This is a genomic window from Tropicibacter naphthalenivorans (genome assembly GCF_900176475.1).
GTDB classification, from domain to species: domain Bacteria; phylum Pseudomonadota; class Alphaproteobacteria; order Rhodobacterales; family Rhodobacteraceae; genus Tropicibacter; species Tropicibacter naphthalenivorans.
In genome coordinates this window covers 534346-550495 of record NZ_FWXX01000001.1, presented here as the reverse complement: position 1 = coordinate 550495, position 16150 = coordinate 534346, and the positions used below count along the sequence as shown (strand labels likewise).

The window sequence follows — 16150 nt, the reverse complement described above, 5'->3', positions numbered from 1 at the left end:
TTGTGGAGCCGCGCCACCCCGGTCGGGCCGCGCGGCGTCGTGCCTTAGAAGGGCAGCTTCATGTCGGCGGGCAGGCCGAGCTCTTCGGTGATTTTGGCCATTTCCGACTGGGCGCGGTCCTGTGCCTTGGCCTGCGCGTCCTTGATGGCGGCGAGGATGAGGTCTTCGACCACTTCTTTTTCGTTGGGATCGAAAATGGTGGGGTCGATGTCGAGCGCCTTGAGTTCACCCTTGGCCGAGGCGGTCGCCTTGACCAGACCTGCGCCGGATTCGCCGATGACGGTCATGTTGTGCAGGTCTTCCTGCATCTTGGTGACCTTTTCCTGCATGGCTTGCGCCTGCTTCATCATCTTGGCCATGTCGCCGAGGCCGCCTAGTCCCTTGAGCATATGATTTCTCCTGATCTGTGCTTGGGTCCTAGATAAGCGGCTGGGGGCGGGGGAACAAGGCCGGGGAGGGGACGGCGCTTGTGCCAGAGGCACATCGCCCCGCCCACCGTCCCCGGCAGCACGTTTTACGGAGAGAGTTGCGCGGTTTCCACGCGCTCGATCAGGGTGTCGAGGTCGTGGGTCACCGAGCCTGTGTCGCAGGTCAGCGAGGCGATTTGTTCGCCTTGTTTCAGCACGTTGATGCCGCCGTCTTCGCCCGCGTACCAGACCTCGTAGGTATAGCTCCAGTCGGCGTTGTTGAAGCTGACCGAACCAAAGGGTTCGCCCATGCCGTTCCATTTCGTGTAAAGCATCCCGGTCATTTCATTGCGCAATTCCAGCTCGGGGTCCTGGCCGGGGATGAAAAAGCCGTAGGTGGCGATGTCGTCGTCGTCCCAGATGGCGTCGCAGACCTCGACGGCCTTGCCGCCGTTGTTGAAGGTGCAGCTAAAGCGTTCCGTGCCGTCGATCAGGCAGTATTCGCCCGCCAGCGCCGGAGTGGCGAGGCAGAGCGCAGCGAGGGTGGTGCGGATCATTGAAAGGGGTCCTGTCCTGTTGATGGGTCGGATTTAGCCCGCGCGCGGCTTTGACCGAAAGGTCAGGAATTCCCGCCTTAGCTGTCCTCGAACGGGTCCCATTCGTCTTCGACCTCTGGCAGGGCGTCCTCAAGCGCTTGGGATTGCTGTTCTTCGGGCGTTTTGACCGCCTTGATTTTCGCCTTGGGGAAAGCGGCGAGGGCGGCCTGCACCAAGGGGTGCGCCTCGGCCTGCGCCTCGATTGCCAGCCGTGCCGCGTCGCGCTTTTCCACGATGGTTTCAGCGGTGCTGCCAGAGGTGATGGTCACCACCCAGCGATTGCCGGTCCAGCGTTGCAGGGCGGTGCCAAGCTTGGCCGCGAGGTCGGCGGGGGCGTTGTCGGTGGGCGTAAACTCGATCCGGCCGGGCTGGTAGGCGGCGAGGCGCAGGCAGCCTTCGACCTCGACGAGCAGTTTGACGTCGCGGTTCTGGCGGATCAGTTCAAGCACATGTTCGAACGTCGGGTAACGGGCGAGGGCGGCGTCCTGCGCCACGGCGGGCTGGGCACCGCCATGCGGCGCGCCGGAGTACGCGACAGGCCCGGAAGGGCCGGGGTGCGTGGGCGCGGGCATCCCTTGGGCATTCGTCGTACCGCCGTGCTGGTAGCCGCCACCACCGCCAGCGGGGCCGGGCGTGGTCGGGGGCGGTGTGTCTTGCAGCTTGCGGATCAGCTCTTCGGGCGAGGGCAGCTCGGCCACGTGGGTCAGGCGGATGATCGCCATCTCGGCGGCCATCATCGCGGCGGGCGCGTTCGAGACCTCTTCGATGGCTTTCAGCAGCATCTGCCACGCGCGGCTAAGCGGGCGCATCCCCAGACCGTCGGCAAAGGCCAGCCCGCGGGCGCGCTCATCCGGGCCGATGGTGGGGTCTTCGGCGGCGTCGGGTGTGATCTTGACCACGGAAATCCAGTGCGTCAGCTCGGCCAGATCGCGCAGCACGGCCAAGGGGTCGGCCCCGTCGGCGTACTGCGAAGACAGCTCCTCTAGCGCGCCCGCCGCATCCCCGCGCATGATCCGTTCGAACAGGTCCATGACGCGGCCCCGATCGGCGAGGCCCAGCATGGCGCGCACCTGATCGGCGGTCGTCTCACCCGCGCCGTGGGAAATCGCCTGATCCAACAGGGACGTGGCGTCGCGGGCGGACCCTTCGGCAGAGCGGGTGATAAGCGCGAGCGCCTCGTCGGTGATCTCGGCCCCCTCAGACGTGGCGATCTTGCGCAGAAGGGCGATCATCACCTCGGGCTCGATCCGGCGCAGGTCAAAGCGCTGGCAGCGCGACAGAACCGTCACCGGAACTTGGCGAATCTCTGTCGTTGCGAAGATGAATTTGACGTGCGCGGGCGGCTCTTCGAGCGTTTTGAGCAGCGCATTAAAGGCGCTCTTCGACAGCATGTGCACTTCGTCGATGATGTAGATCTTGTAGCGCGCCGAGGCGGCCCGATAATGCACCGAATCGATGATCTCGCGGATGTCATTGACGCCGGTGCGCGACGCGGCGTCCATTTCCATGACATCGACATGGCGGCCTTCCATAATGGCGACGCAATGCTCACACACGCCGCAAGGGTCGGTGGTCGGCGTGCCGTTGCCGTCCGGCCCGACGCAGTTCATGCCCTTTGCGATGATCCGCGCCGTGGTCGTCTTACCCGTCCCGCGAATCCCCGTCATGATAAAGGCCTGGGCGATGCGATCGGCCTTGAAGGCATTGCGCAGCGTGCGCACCATGGCGTCCTGGCCAACGAGGTCGGCAAAGGTTTCGGGGCGGTACTTGCGGGCGAGCACCTGATATTGCGGGCTGTCGGTCATGGAATCCTGCGGCTTGGCTTGGCGCTAACCTAAGCGCTTGGGCGCGGGGCGTAAAGGCGCGGGAACCGCCCGGGCGCGCCGCAGGTTGACCGGGATAGGGAAAAGATTGCTCAGCGCGCGGTGCCTGTGCCAAAGTCCCTTTGGGTTCAGGGAGTAAGCTTATGAAATTGCGCGGTGTACGGCGCAGCCGGAATATCGAGGACCGCCGCCGCTCTGGTGGTGGGGGCTTGAAAATCAGCGGGCTTGGCCTGCTGGCAGTCTTGGCGATCAGCTATTTCACCGGGGTGGATGTGACGGCGCTGTTGGATGGGGGCGGGACGACCTATGAGGGCGAGCTGACCCCGGCCGAGGAAAAATCCGCCGACTTCTCGGCTGCCGTTCTGGGGACAACCGAAACCGTCTGGACCGGGATTTTCCGCGACCAACTGGGCGAGGCCTACGTGCCGCCCAAGCTGGTGCTGTTCTCTGGCGCGACGGCGTCGCCCTGCGGCGGGGCCAGCGGCGCGACCGGGCCGTTCTACTGTCCGGCGGACGAAAAGGCCTATCTGGACACCGCGTTTTTCGCGACCTTGCAGCAGCAACTGGGGGCCAAGGGCGACTTTGCCGCCGCCTATGTGATCGCCCATGAGGTCGCCCATCACGTCCAGAACGAGATCGGAATTCTGCCGCAGGTCAATAGGTTACGCCAGAGCGCCTCGCAGGTGGAAAGCAACGCGCTGACCGTTCGGCTGGAGCTTCAGGCCGATTGCCTGTCCGGTGTCTACGCGCGCAACGTCGAAGGCCTGCTGGAACCCGGCGACATTGACGAGGCGCTGAACGCCGCGCGGCGGATCGGCGACGACTATCTGCAATCACGGGCCGGGCGAGTGCCGCAGCCGCACACCTTTACCCACGGCACGTCCGAGCAGCGGTCGCGCTGGTTCGCGCGCGGCTTTGAAACAGGAGACGTGAATGACTGCGATACCTTCGGGGCCGAGCGGCTCTGAGCCCGTTGTCTTCCACGTCCTGCCGGTGGGCGGCGGGATCGTGGTGATGTCGGCTTTGCCCGGCGCGGCGGGGGATTTTAAAGGCGACATGGAACATATCGCCAGCTGGACCCCGGCGATGGTGTTTTCAGTGGTCGAGGCGGCAGAGCTGACCGCCATGGGGGCCGAAGCCTTGGGCCCGCGCGTGCAGGACAAGGGCGCGCGCTGGGTGCATTTGCCGGTGCCGCAGGGCGCTGTGCCCGATGTGGCCTTGGAAACCGCCTGGCCCGAGGTCAGCGCCCGCGCGCGCAAGGCCCTGTTGGGCGGGGGGCGCGTGGTGGTGAATTCGCCGGCCGGAGGCGGGCGCGCCGGGATGATTGTCCTGCGGTTGATGATCGAAGCGGGCGAGGCGGCTGATGAGGCCTTGGAACGGCTGTCCGGCGTGCATCTGCCCGCGATTGGGACCGAGGCGCAGACCGCATGGGCGATGAAAGCTCCGCGCGAGGCGGCGACCTTTATCCGCCATCGGTAAGCCGATTATTTTTGCCAGACCGTCGATGTTCGGAAAAACCCAAGCTCTGTTTGGGCCGAACTCGCAGCGACCTTGGGGTGAACCCCAGACGCCGCAGCGGTGAGGTGAGAGATTGCAACGACCCAAACGGTACTCGTTGTGGCTGCTTCCTTCCGGACCTGACCAGGTTGGCGAGGCGCTTGCCCGCACAATCTCTCAAGGCGTCATTTAGTGGGTCTGGATCGGTTTTGCAATGGGGCGATGCAGAAGTTTGTTTGCGTGTCCGGCGGCTTGGGCTAAGGGGGCGGGATGGATCAGGACTTTGAGATTTTCGCAAGCGCCCCGCCGGGGCTGGAACAGGTGTTGCTGGACGAAGTGGCCGAGCAGGGATTCGCCGGTGCTGTGGCGGTGCCGGGGGGCGTGACCTTTTCGGGCGGCTGGCCCGAGGTGGCGCGCGCCAACGTGGCCTTGCGCGGGGCGGGGCGGGTCTTGGCGCGGATCGGCAGCTTTCGGGCGTTCCATCTGGCGCAGTTGGACAAGCGGTGTCGCAAGTTCCCTTGGGCCGAAGTGTTCCGCCCGGATGTGCCGCTGCGGGTCGATGTGACTTGCAAGAACTCCAAGATTTACCACGATCGGGCGGCAAAACAGCGGGTCGAAGGCGCGCTGCGCGAGGTGCTGGGGGCGGAGGTTTCCGCCGAGGCCGAGATGCGCGTGATGGTTCGGATCGAGGACGATCTGGTGACGATCAGCGTCGACACCTCGGGCGAGCCGCTGCACCGGCGCGGCCACAAGGAGGCGGTGGGCAAAGCGCCGATGCGCGAGACCTTGGCGGCGATGTTCCTGCGCCAGTGTGGCTATACCGGGTCGGAAACCGTTGTGGACCCGATGTGCGGGTCGGGCACGTTTGTTATCGAAGCCGCTGAAATCGCTGCGGGTTTGCTGCCGGGGCGGTCGCGAAAGTTCGCCTTTGACGATCTGGCGGTGGAGGTGCCGCGCCCTGACATGCCCGAGGCGCGCGCCGTCGCGCAGCGCTTCTACGGTTCGGACCGCGACGATGGGGCGATCCGGTCCAGTACGGCGAATGCCGAGCGGGCCGGGGTGGGCGCGCTGTGCCAGTTCACCCGCGCCCCGGTCAGCGATTTGCAGCGCCCCGAAGGCGCGCCGGGCCTTGTCATGGTGAACCCGCCTTATGGCGCGCGGATCGGCAATCGCAAGCTGCTGTTCGCGCTGTACGGCTCGCTCGGGCATGTGCTGCAAGAGCGGTTCCAAGGCTGGCGTTTGGGCATGGTCACCAGCGATGGCGGGCTGGCCAAGGCGACTGGTCTGAAATTGCAGGCCGGGCCGCCGGTGGCCTTTGGCGGGCTTGCGGTCAAGCTGTATCAGGCGCGGATCGGCTGAAGCTCAGTCCAGCAGGCCCGCCCATTTTGCGCCTTCTATCAAGGAGTTGGCGACGTGATGCGCGGGGGCGTCCTTTGGCGTGACGATGTCGGGCACCAGCACCACGCGCATCCCGGCGGCATAGGCGGATTTGGCTCCGGGGGCGCTGTCCTCGAATGCGAGCGCTTGGCCCGGGTCGACGTTCAGGCGCTGGGCGGCCAAGAGAAAGGCTTCGGGCGCGGGTTTGGGCGTGCGCACGCAATCGCGGGTGACGACCACGTCGAAATGTGGGGCAAGGCCACTGATGTCCAGCTTGGCCAGCGCGCCGTCGCGTTGCGACGAGGTGGCGATGGCCTTGGGCAGGCCAAGGGCGTCGATGCGGGAGATGAGGTCGAGCGCGCCGGGTTTGAGCGGGACACCTTGGCGGTGCAGGCGGGTGCTTTCCTCTTTCCACGCGGCTTCCAGCGCGGGAAAGTCGAGCGGGCCGAGGGCCTGTGTCAGGATGGCGCGCCCCGTGTCGCGGTCGCAGCCGATGAGCTGGTAGAAGAGGGCCTCGGTCAGGGTGTGACCCATACGCGCGAGCGCCGCGCGGCCTGCCTGAATCGCAAGCCGTTCGGTGTCGAGCAAGGTGCCATCGAGGTCAAAGACGACAGCGGCGTAGGTCATGGGCGGTCCTTTGTGGCGCGTGGGCCGGGTCTGCGACCCGGACGCTGTTTGGCTGCGCCAAAGGCGCCCCACCCGCCGTCCCTTGGGCCGTGGCGCCTAGAGATAGGGCATTGGGGGGCGTAGGGCTAGAGCGTCCAGTCGCTGTTTTGCAGCACCACGCGGTAACCGTCTGGATCCTCGTAGGTTTTGCCAGTGCGGTCCCAGTAGGGGTTGAAGGCGGGGCAGGGGCGAAGCCTGCGCCCGTCATGCGTTTTATGGCTCTGGCAAAGTCGTCCGCGTCCGGCAGGTAAAGCACCAGAAGGTTGTCTTGGGTCGGCGCGCGGCCTGCGTGATGGCCGTGGGCGCGGGTGAATTCCAGATGCCACGGGGCCTGCGCGTGGCCCAGCATGATCCCGTCAAAGCCGTTGTGGTCCTCGAACCGGGTCAGCACCTCGAACCCCAGCCCGTCTACGTAGAACGGCAAGAGCGCGTCCAGATCGTCAGAGGGGCGGGCGATGCGCAGTTTCGGGATCATGTCAGGGCCTTTATGGGGGCGGTCCGTGCCGCCCTCTTGAGGTTACAGCTTGATGCGGAAGGCGGTAAAGCCGTCTGCGCCGTCGCCCGCTTCGGTGATGTCCATGCCCTTGACCTGATCGACGTAATCGCGCGCCTTGGGGCCGGTTTCGAACAGCACAGAGGTGCCCTCCATCGCTTTGAACGACCAGTTGTCATCGGCGCTGGGGTTGATGGTGCCCTGCTCGACGATGTAGCGCACGATCACGTCGCGGTTGGTGTCCGGGCCTTCAAAGATGATGGTGTCGCCGGTGCCGGGGAAGTTGCCACCGCCCGAGGCGCGGTAGTTGTTGGTGGCGATCACGAATTCTGCCGCCGCGTCCACCGGCGCGCCCTGATAGGTCAGGTTGACGATGCGGTTGGCCTGCGCGTTCTCCAGCTCGCCCTTGGGGCCATATTTCGACGGCTGCGACAAGTCGATCTGGTAGCTCACCCCATCGATCACGTCAAAGTTGTAGCTGGGGAAGGCCGGGTTCAGCAGGGTCGCGTCGCTCGACCCCGGTTCGATCTGGTTGAACATCCCCGCCGAGCGTTCGAGCCAGTCCTTGAGCTGCGCGCCCGTGACCTTCACCGCGCGGACGGTGTTGGGATACAGATACAAGTCCGCGACGTTCTTGATCGCCACCGCGCCGGGGGCGACGTCGGTGTAATAATCTGGCCCGCCGCGCCCGCCCGCCTTGAAGGGGGCCGCCGCGGACAGGACCGGCAGGCCGGCGTAGTCCGACCCGGCAAGCATCTGTTCGATATACCACTTTTGCGCCTGAGACACGATCTGTACCGACGGATCATCGGCCACCAAGGCAAAGTAGCTGTGCAGCGGGGCCGAGGTTTCGCCCACCGCGCGGCGCACATAGGCCAGCGTTTCCTCGTGGTCTTGCTGCACCGCGTCCAGCACCGGGGCGTAGTCGGGGACAAGGGCGGTGACCGAGCGGTCTTGGTTGCGCTGGGCGATGGGTCGCGCCTCGGAGGTCGCCGATACCACGCGCCACGTGTTGCCGTCGCGTTCCAGCAAAAGGTCGATCAACCCAAGGTGAGAGCCCCAGAAACCACCCATGACGGCGGGTTTGCCGTGGATCGTCCCGGCGTCCACGTTCACGCCAGGGTTGTCGGCATAGGTGGGCGAGGGGAAGACCAGATGCGAGTGCCCGGTCACCAGCGCGTCGATCCCGTCGAGCGCCGCAAGCGGGACCGAGGCGTTCTCCATCCCGTCGGAATGGTCCGCCGCGCCGATGCCGGAATGCGACAGGGCGACGATGATCTCGGCGCCTTCTTCGCGCATCTGCGGAATGTAAGCGCGGGCGGTGTCGACGATGTCGCGCGCCTCCACGTTGCCCTCTAGGTGCTTGCGGTCCCAGTTCATCACCTGCGGCGGGGTAAAGCCGATGACGCCGACGCGGATCGGGTGGCTGTTGCCCGCGCCATCCACCACGGTGCGGTCAAGGATCGCATAGGGCTTGAAGAGCGTCTCATCCTCGCGCGGGGTCGCGCCCAGCGTTTTGGACAGGTTCGCCAGCACCACGGGGAACTGCGCGCCTGCGGTGGATTTCATCAGGAAATCAAGCCCGTAGTTGAACTCATGGTTGCCGATGGTGGCCGCGTCATAGCCCAGCGTGTTCATCGCTGTGATGACCGGGTGCATGTCGCCTTCGGCCATGCCACGCTCGTAGGCGATGTAATCGCCCATGGGGTTGCCTTGCAGGAAATCGCCGTTGTCCACCAGCAGCGCGTTGGTCGCTTCGGCGCGGATTTCGTCGATGATCGAGGCGGTGCGGGCAAGGCCGACGGTGTCCACGGGGCGGTCGGCGTAATAGTCGTAAGGATAGACATGCACGTGCAGATCGGTGGTTTCCATGATCCGCAGGTGGGCCTGATTGCCGGCCGCAAAGGCAGAGTATGGGTGCAGGTGGATCAAGGCGGCTCCGGCGGTGGTGCCCGCCAGAAACTGGCGGCGGTTCAAAAATGTGGATGACTTCGTCATGGTCTCACCTGTCGTTAATGATTGAGATCAGGGATACGCGGCACGCTCGACAGTTCCGTGACAGAACCGCAGATTTGCGCACGATGCAACCCTTGATTGTGCAAATTGAACCTTTTGGTCCAAACACGGTAGCACAGCGCGCGATTCGTCCAAGGGTTGTTGCGCTTATGCGGACGGAACGTCATGGTGCCGCCGATGACAAAAGAGGCAGCGGCATGAAACACGCGGAACAAGTGACCTTTGGCGGATCGGGGCTGGACCGGGCGGCAGAGCTGCGCGGTGATGTGCCTGCGCTTGCGGCGGCGATGCAGGATCCGCGCGCACGGACGATCCTGATCTGGCGGGGCAAGTGCCTTGTGTCCGCAGATGCGTCTGGCGAAGACCTTGCGTTGCGCCGTCTGCCGCTGGATCACCCGGTCTTGCGCGAGGCGCGCGGCGCGCCGATCCTGCTGGGGCGCGAAGAGGCGGCAATCTTTGCCCACGACATTTCCCAGTGGACGCCCGAAGACCTTGATGCCGAGGCGCTGAGCCAGTTCCTTGACGGGTCCGAGCAGGTCCACCCCGCCGTGCCGGACGCGCATTTCGCAGAGCTGCGGATGATCATGACCCGGCTGACCGCGCGCGACGCCGAACTTGCCGCCGTGGCCAAGGGCATCTTTGGCTGGCACGCCACCCACGGGTTCTGCGCCAAATGCGGCGCGGCGTCTGAGGTGCATCAAGCGGGGTGGGAACGCATCTGCCCCGACTGCGGCGCGCATCATTTTCCGCGCACTGACCCGGTGGTCATCATGTTGATCACCCACGGAAATCGCTGCCTGATCGGGCGGTCGCCGGGCTGGCCCGAGGGCATGTACTCTTGCCTCGCGGGCTTTGTCGAACCGGGCGAAACCATCGAGGCCGCCGTGCGCCGCGAGGTGTTCGAAGAGGCCGGGATCAAGGTCGGTGCGGTGCGCTATCTGGCCAGCCAGCCTTGGGTTTTCCCGTCGTCCTTGATGTTCGGATGCCACGGCGAAGCGCTGTCGGACGCCATCCAGATCGACCCCAACGAGCTGGAAGACGCCATCTGGGTCACCCGCGAAGAGGTGGCCGACGCCTACGCCGGAAACCGCCCCGGCCTGCTGCCTGCCCGCAAAGGCGCCATCGCGCATTTTCTGTTGCGCAATTGGCTGGCGGATAGATTGGATTGAGGCTGGAAATCGGCTAGACTGCCCCCTAAGAGAGTGAACAAAACCTCAAGAACAAAAAGCAGACAGGCGGACGGATGCAGCTGACGGCACGAGAAGATATCGAAGCCCCCCTCGACCGGGTTTTCGCAGAACTTTCGGATTTCGAGACGGTGGAACGTCAGGCGCTGCGCCGGGGCATCGACGTGGTGCGTTTGGACGGCGTCGCGGGCAAGGGCGCGGGGATGCAATGGCAGGCGGGCTTTACCTTTCGCGGGAAAAAGCGCACCGCCGACATCACGCTGAACACCTTCAGCCCGCCGGAACAGATGGTTTTCGACAGCGTGTCCGGGGGTTTGGACGTGCAGATGGTGGTCGATCTGGTGGCCCTGTCGCGCACCCGCACCCGCATCAACCTGATGACCGAGTTCAAGCCCAAGACCCTGTCGGCGCGTCTGCTTGTGCAATCGCTCAAGCTGGCCAAGGGCGGCATGGACAAGCGCTTTCGCACCCGTATGGCGGTGCTGGCCAAGGACCTCGAAGACCGTCTTCAGCGCTCTGCCTGACCCTTGCACCCCGCGTGCCTGGCCTTAGGTTAAGGGCCAACGCACAAGGGGGAGAGGCGGGATGAAAGCCATAATCGCAGCGCTGGTGCTGGCGGCGGGGCCGCTGGCGGCGCATGAGTTCTGGATCGAACCTTTGGCCGGGCAAGTGGCGGCGGATTCGCCCTTGATGGCCGATATCCGCGTGGGCGAAGACCTTGAGGGCGCGCGCTACGCCTATATCCCGCGCAACTTTCGCCGGTTCGAGATCGCGATGGGCGATCAAATCACCCCGGTTGAGGGGCGTCTGGGCGACAAGCCCGCCTTGAACATGGCGGTATCGGGCGAAGGGCTGGCAACCGTCATTCACGTCACCCGCGATTACGAGCTGACCTACACCGACTGGGAAAAGTTCGAGAATTTCACCAACCACAAGGATTTTGCCTGGGCACAGCAAGGGCATTTGGATCGCGGCCTGTCCAAGGATCGCGTGATGGAGCGCTACATCCGCTATGGCAAAAGCCTGATCGCCGTGGGGGACGGGCAGGGGGCGGACCGCGCCTTTGGCCTTGAGGTCGAGATCGTGGCGCAAGCGAACCCCTACACCGATGACCTGAGCGCGGGGTTCCCGGTGCAGGTGTTGTACATGGGTCAGCCGCAGGCCGATTGGCAGGTCGAACTGCTGGGCCGCGCGCCAGATGGCACGGTTAAGGTCACGCAATACCGCACTGATGCGGATGGCCGCGCGGTGTTGCCCGTTGAAAAGGGGCATTTCTACCTTGTGGATCACGTGGTGTTGCGGGAACTAGAGGGCGATGAAAACAGCCCGGCTTGGGAAAGCCTCTGGGCGTCGTTGACCTTTGAGGTACCGAAATGATCGAAGACTTGCGCGCCGCGCTTGGGGACAAAGCCGTGTTGACGGGGGCCGATTGCGCGCCGTGGTCGCATGACTGGACGGGGCAGTATGACTGGACGCCCTTGTGCGTGGTGCGGCCTGCGTCGACCCAAGAGGTCAGCGCGGTGATGCAGCTCGCCCATGCGGCGGGTGTGGCGGTCGTCCCGGTGTCAGGCAACACCGGGCTGGCGGGAGGCACCCGTGCCGACGGGGCGGTCATGCTGTCGCTCGACCGGATGAACGCCGTGCGTGACATCCGCCCCGAGGCGCGCTTGGCCGTGGTCGAGGCTGGCGTGATCCTGTCCGATCTGCACGACGCGGTGGCCGCGCAGGGGCTGAGCTTTCCCATGACCTTTGGGGCCAAGGGCTCTGCCCGCATGGGCGGTCTGCTGGCGACCAACGCGGGTGGGTCGAACGTGCTGCGCTACGGCAATACGCGCGATCTGGTGCTGGGCGTCGAGGCGGTGCTGGCCGATGGCCGCGTCGTTGACCTGCTGTCCGAGCTGCACAAGAACAACACCGGCTACGATCTGCGCCACCTGCTGATCGGCTCCGAAGGCACGCTCGGCATCATCACCGCCGCGGTGGTCAAGCTGGTCCCTGCGCCCAAGGCCTTTGCCACGGCGATGGTGGCGCTGGATACGGTGTCCGAGGCGCTGACCCTGCTGAACCGTCTGCAAGACGTGACCGGCGGCGCGGTCGAAGCGTTCGAGTTCATGCCGGGACGCTACATGCGTGCGCACGCCGAAACCTTCCCCGAGGCGCGGATGCCCTTTGATGAACTCTACGGCGTGAACGTGCTGGTCGAACTGGGCGCAACCGCCCCCCGCGACGTGCAAATCGGCGAGGATGGCCAAGTGCCGCTGACCGCCTACCTCGAAGAGGTGCTGGGCGGCTTGCTGGAAGAGGGGGCGGTTCTGGACGCCGTCGTCGCCAGCAACGAGGCGCAGCGCAGCGAGATGTGGGCCCGGCGCGAGGCCGCTGCGGAACTGTCGCTGGCGCACAAGCCGCTGCTGATTGCCGATGTGGCGGTGGCGCTGGACCGGGTGGAAACCTTTCTGGACAAGGCGGGCGCGCGCATGGCGCAGATCGACCCGGACTTCGACACGATGATCGTCTCGCACCTCGGGGACGGCAACATCCACTACACGGTCTGGCCGTCCGAGGGCATCGACCTGGACGAAGTCACCGAAACGGTCGAAGATGTGGTGCTGGAGCTTGGCGGGTCGTTCTCGGCGGAACATGGCGTGGGCACGTCCAAGCTGGCGTCCATGCGCCGCCGCAAGGACCCGGTCGCGCTGGACATGATGCGCGCCATCAAGCAGGCGCTGGACCCCAAGGGCATCCTCAACCCCGGCAAGGTTATTCCGTCCTAAGCGGGCGGTCCCAAAAGGAGCGCGCAAAGCGCGCACAGACACCTCGCCGACCGGCCTCCGGCCGTCCGTCTCAGGCGGGCGCTCGCCGCACCCTCACAGAAAAAACAGGCGTCCCACGCCAATCTATCGTGGAACGCCTGTGCTTCTTCTCTTTCCAAATATCCCCGCCGGAGGCATCCCGCCCTAGGAGCGACACACCGCGTTGGCGGTTTGCAGCACCGCGCCGGGGTTGTCCGGCAAGCGCATAAAGGTGACGCGGCGGTTCACCGCCGAGCGCGGGTTGTGCGTGTCCTTCAGCACGTGCTCGCCAAAGCCCACCGGGTAGAGCGGCACGTAGACATTCGCCCCCTCAAGCGTGCGCGTCACCGAGGCGGCGCGGCGCAGCGACAGATCGCAGTTGTAGCCAAAGCTGCCGACCGAATCCGTGTGGCCGATGACGGCATAGGTGGTGCCTTGGAGGGCCGGATCGTTCAGCGCGTTCACGAGGTTCATGATCTTGGTGATCTGGTCGCCGCGGATTTGGTCGCTGTCGTAGTCGAACTCGATGGTGATCGCGACGGACGGATAGGCGACCGTGCCATGCGCCGGTGTTTGCGGTGCGTCATAGCTGGGCGGCGCGGGGGGCGGCGCCTTGGACACCGTCACCTTTTTCTCATCGAGGTCCAGCACCAGCGTCTCATACTCGATCGCCCCGGCGCTCTCGAACGCGAGGCCGCCGTCATCGCCGCCCACGTCGGCGCAATTGGCCGCGTTGGGGTTGGCCAGACAGCGGGCCAGCGCGCTTTGCGGTTTGGGTTTGACCTGCACCTCGGCGCCGTTATCCGCGCCGGGGATAAAGATTTCGCCGCTTTGGGCGTGGGCCGCCAGAGGCAGCCCAACACTCAAGATGGCGGCAACAAAGGCCTGTTTCATTGCATTCCCCATCAGTAATCCGACACCACGACCGAGATTTGCGCCTTGGTCACGTTCGGGTTGTGGTCGGACACAGCCTTGTAGCTGGCCCCGGCGTTGGTCACCTTGTCCGGCGTGTCGTTCAGGTCCAGCGCGAGGACTTCGTTGACCACGGCCTTATAGGTGCTTTCGTGGTCCGCAGCCGCGCAGGACACTGCGTCATAGCCCTGACGTTCCGCCGAGATCGCCGCGTTCGAGCCGTTGCAGATCGCGAGGATCGTTTCCAGCCCGGCTTCGGTGGTCTTCAGCGACCCGCGCGGCGGAAAGACGTATTGCGTGCCGCCGGGGATCACGATGTCTTCGAGACCGGGGAAGGGGTACAGCACGCAGGACCGCTTGCGGTCGTCGATCGAGATCAGGGTCAGGCGGCAATCCTGACGCGGTTCGATAAACACGCGCAGCCCTTCGCCGACCTTGTAGGTGGGCTTGTCGGTGTAGACCGTCAGGTGCGACTGCGCCTGAACCGAGTGCTGCGTGGGCACATAGTCCGGTGCCTTTTGCGCATCGGCGTAGCTGGTCGCGGGGGCGACGGTCTTGGCCGGGGGCGGGGTTTTCGCGGCGGGCGGGGCATAATCCGTGCCCTGCACAACCTTGTTCACCGAATAGGACAGATCGGCGGCGGCAACTTTTTCTGCCTTGATCGGGCGATACTCGGTCACCTTTTCCAGCATGGCGGGATAGGCCACGGCCCATTCGTCGCGCGCAATCGGGGACACTTGCAGACGGTTGATCAGGCTCGCCATGTCAACGCCGACAAAGCCCGCGCGGCCACGCAGCTCTTCCTCTGTCAGGCCCAGTTCATTGGCGGCCTGCGCAAAGTTGATAAAGCGGTCTACGTGGTAGACGAACAGCCCGCGGATCGGCTCCAGCCCGCCTGCGGTGGTCTCTGCCGGGATGCCAGCGCTTTCGAGGGCGGCAAAGAATTGGTCGGTGTCTTTCTGGAACCATTCGGCCACGACCTCGGCGCCGGGGAAGGTCGCGTCGATGGTCTGGCGCGCCTCTGGCGAGAGCGAAAAGTCGTTCATGGCGACTTCGCGGACCTTGTCCTCGTTCAGGCGGATGCCCTTGTTGTGGCAGGACATGCACGAAATGCCGTTGACCACTTCGCCGGTGCCGTCGCCATAGTCGTCGTCGCGCACGATCGAGGTGGGGCCAACGTCCAGACGCGCCCCTTCGGCGGTGTTCAGATAATAGGCGTGGAACCCGTTGGGCAGGGTAAAGATGCTCTCGCCGCCGTCATGGTTAAAGGCCAGCTCAGGCCCATAGGCTTCGACCGGGCCCAGCGGGTATTCGAAAAAGCTCTGCCGCCCTTTGGAACCCGCAAAGTCGTAGGACGTCCAGAAGAACCCGGTTTGCAGCGGGTGCCGTTCGATCAGGCGGTTGTTGGTGGACACACCCGAGTTCTGGAAACCGGCGCGGACCACCAGTTCGTTCTGGATGTTGGCGTTGATGTCGAGGTTCAGCAGAGCCTCAAGCCCGGCGACCGTGTCGGGCAGGCCGAGCAGGTCGTAATACAGCGGCGAGACAGGCGCGGTCGAGGCGAACCAATCGGCGCGGATGATCGGCACCTGCGTGCCCGACATATGCTGAAGCGGGCTGAGGTAGGGATCGGTGTCGCTTTGCATGGCGTAGGGGTACTGCATTTCCAGCAGGTGCCATTTGTCCGCGTCCCAGTTGATCTCGGGCAGGTAGACGCGCAGCAGCACGCCGTGCGGGTCGACCTTTTCGAACTTATACGGCGTAGGGTTCCACGACAGGGCGTTCACCAGCTTGACGGTGGCGTTCTTGTAGCCTTCGTAGTTTTCCTCGGAGACGTCCTTGTTGTTCCAGATCGAGCGCATCGACAGGTAGCGGATGCGGTCGCGGCGGTTGGTGGGCTGCTGTTGCAGGTCGTCATGGGCCAGCTTGTGCAGCTCTTCGAGCGAGACAAAGGTGCGCTCTGGCGGGGCCTGGTTGCCCAGTTCGGTGATCCAGTCGGCGACGATCTTCATTTCCGCATCGGTGGGAAAGCAAGCGCTGTCGGTGCAATCGTCGGGCATCGCCGGAAAGGAATACTCGCCGATCACGTCATAGAGCTTGGACCCGATGGGCTTGCCGTGGATGACGAACTTGGTGTCCTGCGCAAGGCGCTTGAGGTCCAGCACGTGGCCAAAACCCGACTTGGGCTGGGTCATGCCGTCTTTCAGCGCGCCATCCTGGTGGCAGCGCGCGCAGTGCTTGTCCAGCACGTCATAAGCAGCCTTGTCGAGATCGCTGGCCCCGGCGGGCAGCGGCATGGCGTCGTTGGCAAAGGCGGGCAGGGCGGTCAGCCCCAGCGCCCCGACCGCGGCGGCCTTGATCCAATTGCGTGGTGTCATAATGCGTCT

At 64.9% G+C, this 16150-nt stretch carries 14 protein-coding genes, 1 other RNA gene and 1 pseudogene; 7 read left to right on the top strand and 9 right to left on the bottom strand.

The features are described 5' to 3' along the window. Nucleotides 1–44 precede the first annotated feature (44 nt). From B9A11_RS02660 to B9A11_RS02650, 3 genes and pseudogenes are all read right to left on the bottom strand, one after another. Nucleotides 45–389 (bottom strand): YbaB/EbfC family nucleoid-associated protein, encoded by a 345-nt coding sequence (locus tag B9A11_RS02660; RefSeq protein WP_058245905.1) that lies wholly within the window; start codon nucleotides 387–389, stop codon nucleotides 45–47. A 125-nt stretch (nucleotides 390–514) separates the two neighbouring features. Then, a complete protein-coding gene (locus tag B9A11_RS02655) occupies nucleotides 515–964 on the bottom strand; it encodes a hypothetical protein (protein WP_058245906.1) in 450 nt (149 codons plus the stop codon). Nucleotides 965–1041: 77 nt separating this feature from the next. Beyond that, nucleotides 1042–2811, bottom strand: a pseudogene (locus B9A11_RS02650) (DNA polymerase III subunit gamma/tau); the annotation flags it as partial. Between the two features lie 158 nt (nucleotides 2812–2969). Here B9A11_RS02650 and ypfJ point away from each other — a divergent pair. Next, a complete protein-coding gene (ypfJ, locus tag B9A11_RS02645; protein WP_058245908.1) occupies nucleotides 2970–3794 on the top strand; it encodes a KPN_02809 family neutral zinc metallopeptidase in 825 nt (274 codons plus the stop codon). Continuing rightward, complete coding sequence (locus B9A11_RS02640) at nucleotides 3760–4305, top strand: protein-tyrosine phosphatase family protein (protein ID WP_058245909.1); 546 nt, start codon at nucleotides 3760–3762, stop codon at nucleotides 4303–4305. Before ypfJ ends, B9A11_RS02640 begins: the two co-directional genes overlap by 35 nt. Before the next feature lie 102 nt (nucleotides 4306–4407). Here the strand turns inward: B9A11_RS02640 and ffs are convergent. Then, an RNA gene (gene ffs / locus B9A11_RS02635) (signal recognition particle sRNA small type) lies at nucleotides 4408–4503 on the bottom strand. Nucleotides 4504–4593: 90 nt separating this feature from the next. On the opposite strand from ffs, the gene B9A11_RS02630 reads away from it, so the two are divergent. Beyond that, nucleotides 4594–5682: a THUMP domain-containing class I SAM-dependent RNA methyltransferase gene (locus B9A11_RS02630; protein ID WP_058245910.1), complete on the top strand. Its 1089-nt coding sequence runs from the start codon at nucleotides 4594–4596 to the stop codon at nucleotides 5680–5682. 3 nt (nucleotides 5683–5685) lie between these two features. Here the strand turns inward: B9A11_RS02630 and B9A11_RS02625 are convergent, their stop codons facing one another. The 3 genes from B9A11_RS02625 to B9A11_RS02615 are packed head-to-tail and all read right to left on the bottom strand — an operon-like array spanning nucleotide 5686 to nucleotide 8857. Further along, nucleotides 5686–6327 (bottom strand): HAD family hydrolase, encoded by a 642-nt coding sequence (locus B9A11_RS02625; protein WP_058245911.1) that lies wholly within the window; start codon nucleotides 6325–6327, stop codon nucleotides 5686–5688. Next, on the bottom strand, nucleotides 6302–6841 hold the full coding sequence (locus tag B9A11_RS02620; protein ID WP_200807273.1) for a VOC family protein: 540 nt from the start codon (nucleotides 6839–6841) through the stop codon (nucleotides 6302–6304). The genes B9A11_RS02625 and B9A11_RS02620 overlap by 26 nt, the downstream gene beginning before the upstream one ends. A 42-nt stretch (nucleotides 6842–6883) precedes the next feature. Next, nucleotides 6884–8857 carry a bifunctional 2',3'-cyclic-nucleotide 2'-phosphodiesterase/3'-nucleotidase gene (locus tag B9A11_RS02615; protein ID WP_058245912.1) on the bottom strand — a complete coding sequence of 658 codons (1974 nt, stop codon included), beginning with the start codon at nucleotides 8855–8857 and terminating at the stop codon, nucleotides 6884–6886. Nucleotides 8858–9072: 215 nt separating this feature from the next. On the opposite strand from B9A11_RS02615, the gene nudC reads away from it, so the two are divergent. The 4 genes from nudC (at nucleotide 9073) to B9A11_RS02595 (ending at nucleotide 12833) form a co-directional block, all read left to right on the top strand. Continuing rightward, nucleotides 9073–10044, top strand: coding sequence for an NAD(+) diphosphatase (nudC, locus tag B9A11_RS02610; protein ID WP_058245913.1), 972 nt, complete (start codon nucleotides 9073–9075; stop codon nucleotides 10042–10044). A gap of 74 nt (nucleotides 10045–10118) precedes the next feature. Then, on the top strand, nucleotides 10119–10586 hold the full coding sequence (locus B9A11_RS02605) for an SRPBCC family protein (RefSeq protein WP_058245914.1): 468 nt from the start codon (nucleotides 10119–10121) through the stop codon (nucleotides 10584–10586). A gap of 61 nt (nucleotides 10587–10647) precedes the next feature. After that, on the top strand, nucleotides 10648–11439 hold the full coding sequence (locus B9A11_RS02600) for a DUF4198 domain-containing protein (RefSeq protein ID WP_058245915.1): 792 nt from the start codon (nucleotides 10648–10650) through the stop codon (nucleotides 11437–11439). Beyond that, on the top strand, nucleotides 11436–12833 hold the full coding sequence (locus B9A11_RS02595) for an FAD-binding oxidoreductase (protein WP_058245916.1): 1398 nt from the start codon (nucleotides 11436–11438) through the stop codon (nucleotides 12831–12833). Before B9A11_RS02600 ends, B9A11_RS02595 begins: the two co-directional genes overlap by 4 nt. A gap of 183 nt (nucleotides 12834–13016) precedes the next feature. Here B9A11_RS02595 and B9A11_RS02590 read toward each other — a convergent pair whose 3' ends face one another. Continuing rightward, a complete protein-coding gene (locus B9A11_RS02590) occupies nucleotides 13017–13745 on the bottom strand; it encodes an OmpA family protein (RefSeq protein ID WP_058245917.1) in 729 nt (242 codons plus the stop codon). An 11-nt stretch (nucleotides 13746–13756) separates the two neighbouring features. Continuing rightward, on the bottom strand, nucleotides 13757–16141 hold the full coding sequence (locus B9A11_RS02585) for a DUF4384 domain-containing protein (protein ID WP_058245918.1): 2385 nt from the start codon (nucleotides 16139–16141) through the stop codon (nucleotides 13757–13759). Nucleotides 16142–16150: the final 9 nt, after the last annotated feature.

Excerpts from the sequence above, each read along its gene's own strand:
- B9A11_RS02660 (WP_058245905.1), bottom strand. The coding sequence starts at position 389 with ATGCTCAAGGGACTAGGCGGCCTCGGCGACATGGCCAAGATGATGAAG.
- B9A11_RS02655 (WP_058245906.1), bottom strand. The coding sequence starts at position 964 with ATGATCCGCACCACCCTCGCTGCGCTCTGCCTCGCCACTCCGGCGCTG.
- ypfJ (WP_058245908.1), top strand. The coding sequence starts at position 2,970 with ATGAAATTGCGCGGTGTACGGCGCAGCCGGAATATCGAGGACCGCCGC.
- B9A11_RS02640 (WP_058245909.1), top strand. The coding sequence starts at position 3,760 with ATGACTGCGATACCTTCGGGGCCGAGCGGCTCTGAGCCCGTTGTCTTC.
- B9A11_RS02630 (WP_058245910.1), top strand. The coding sequence starts at position 4,594 with ATGGATCAGGACTTTGAGATTTTCGCAAGCGCCCCGCCGGGGCTGGAA.
- B9A11_RS02625 (WP_058245911.1), bottom strand. The coding sequence starts at position 6,327 with ATGACCTACGCCGCTGTCGTCTTTGACCTCGATGGCACCTTGCTCGAC.
- B9A11_RS02620 (WP_200807273.1), bottom strand. The coding sequence starts at position 6,841 with ATGATCCCGAAACTGCGCATCGCCCGCCCCTCTGACGATCTGGACGCG.
- B9A11_RS02615 (WP_058245912.1), bottom strand. The coding sequence starts at position 8,857 with ATGACGAAGTCATCCACATTTTTGAACCGCCGCCAGTTTCTGGCGGGC.
- nudC (WP_058245913.1), top strand. The coding sequence starts at position 9,073 with ATGAAACACGCGGAACAAGTGACCTTTGGCGGATCGGGGCTGGACCGG.
- B9A11_RS02605 (WP_058245914.1), top strand. The coding sequence starts at position 10,119 with ATGCAGCTGACGGCACGAGAAGATATCGAAGCCCCCCTCGACCGGGTT.
- B9A11_RS02600 (WP_058245915.1), top strand. The coding sequence starts at position 10,648 with ATGAAAGCCATAATCGCAGCGCTGGTGCTGGCGGCGGGGCCGCTGGCG.
- B9A11_RS02595 (WP_058245916.1), top strand. The coding sequence starts at position 11,436 with ATGATCGAAGACTTGCGCGCCGCGCTTGGGGACAAAGCCGTGTTGACG.
- B9A11_RS02590 (WP_058245917.1), bottom strand. The coding sequence starts at position 13,745 with ATGAAACAGGCCTTTGTTGCCGCCATCTTGAGTGTTGGGCTGCCTCTG.
- B9A11_RS02585 (WP_058245918.1), bottom strand. The coding sequence starts at position 16,141 with ATGACACCACGCAATTGGATCAAGGCCGCCGCGGTCGGGGCGCTGGGG.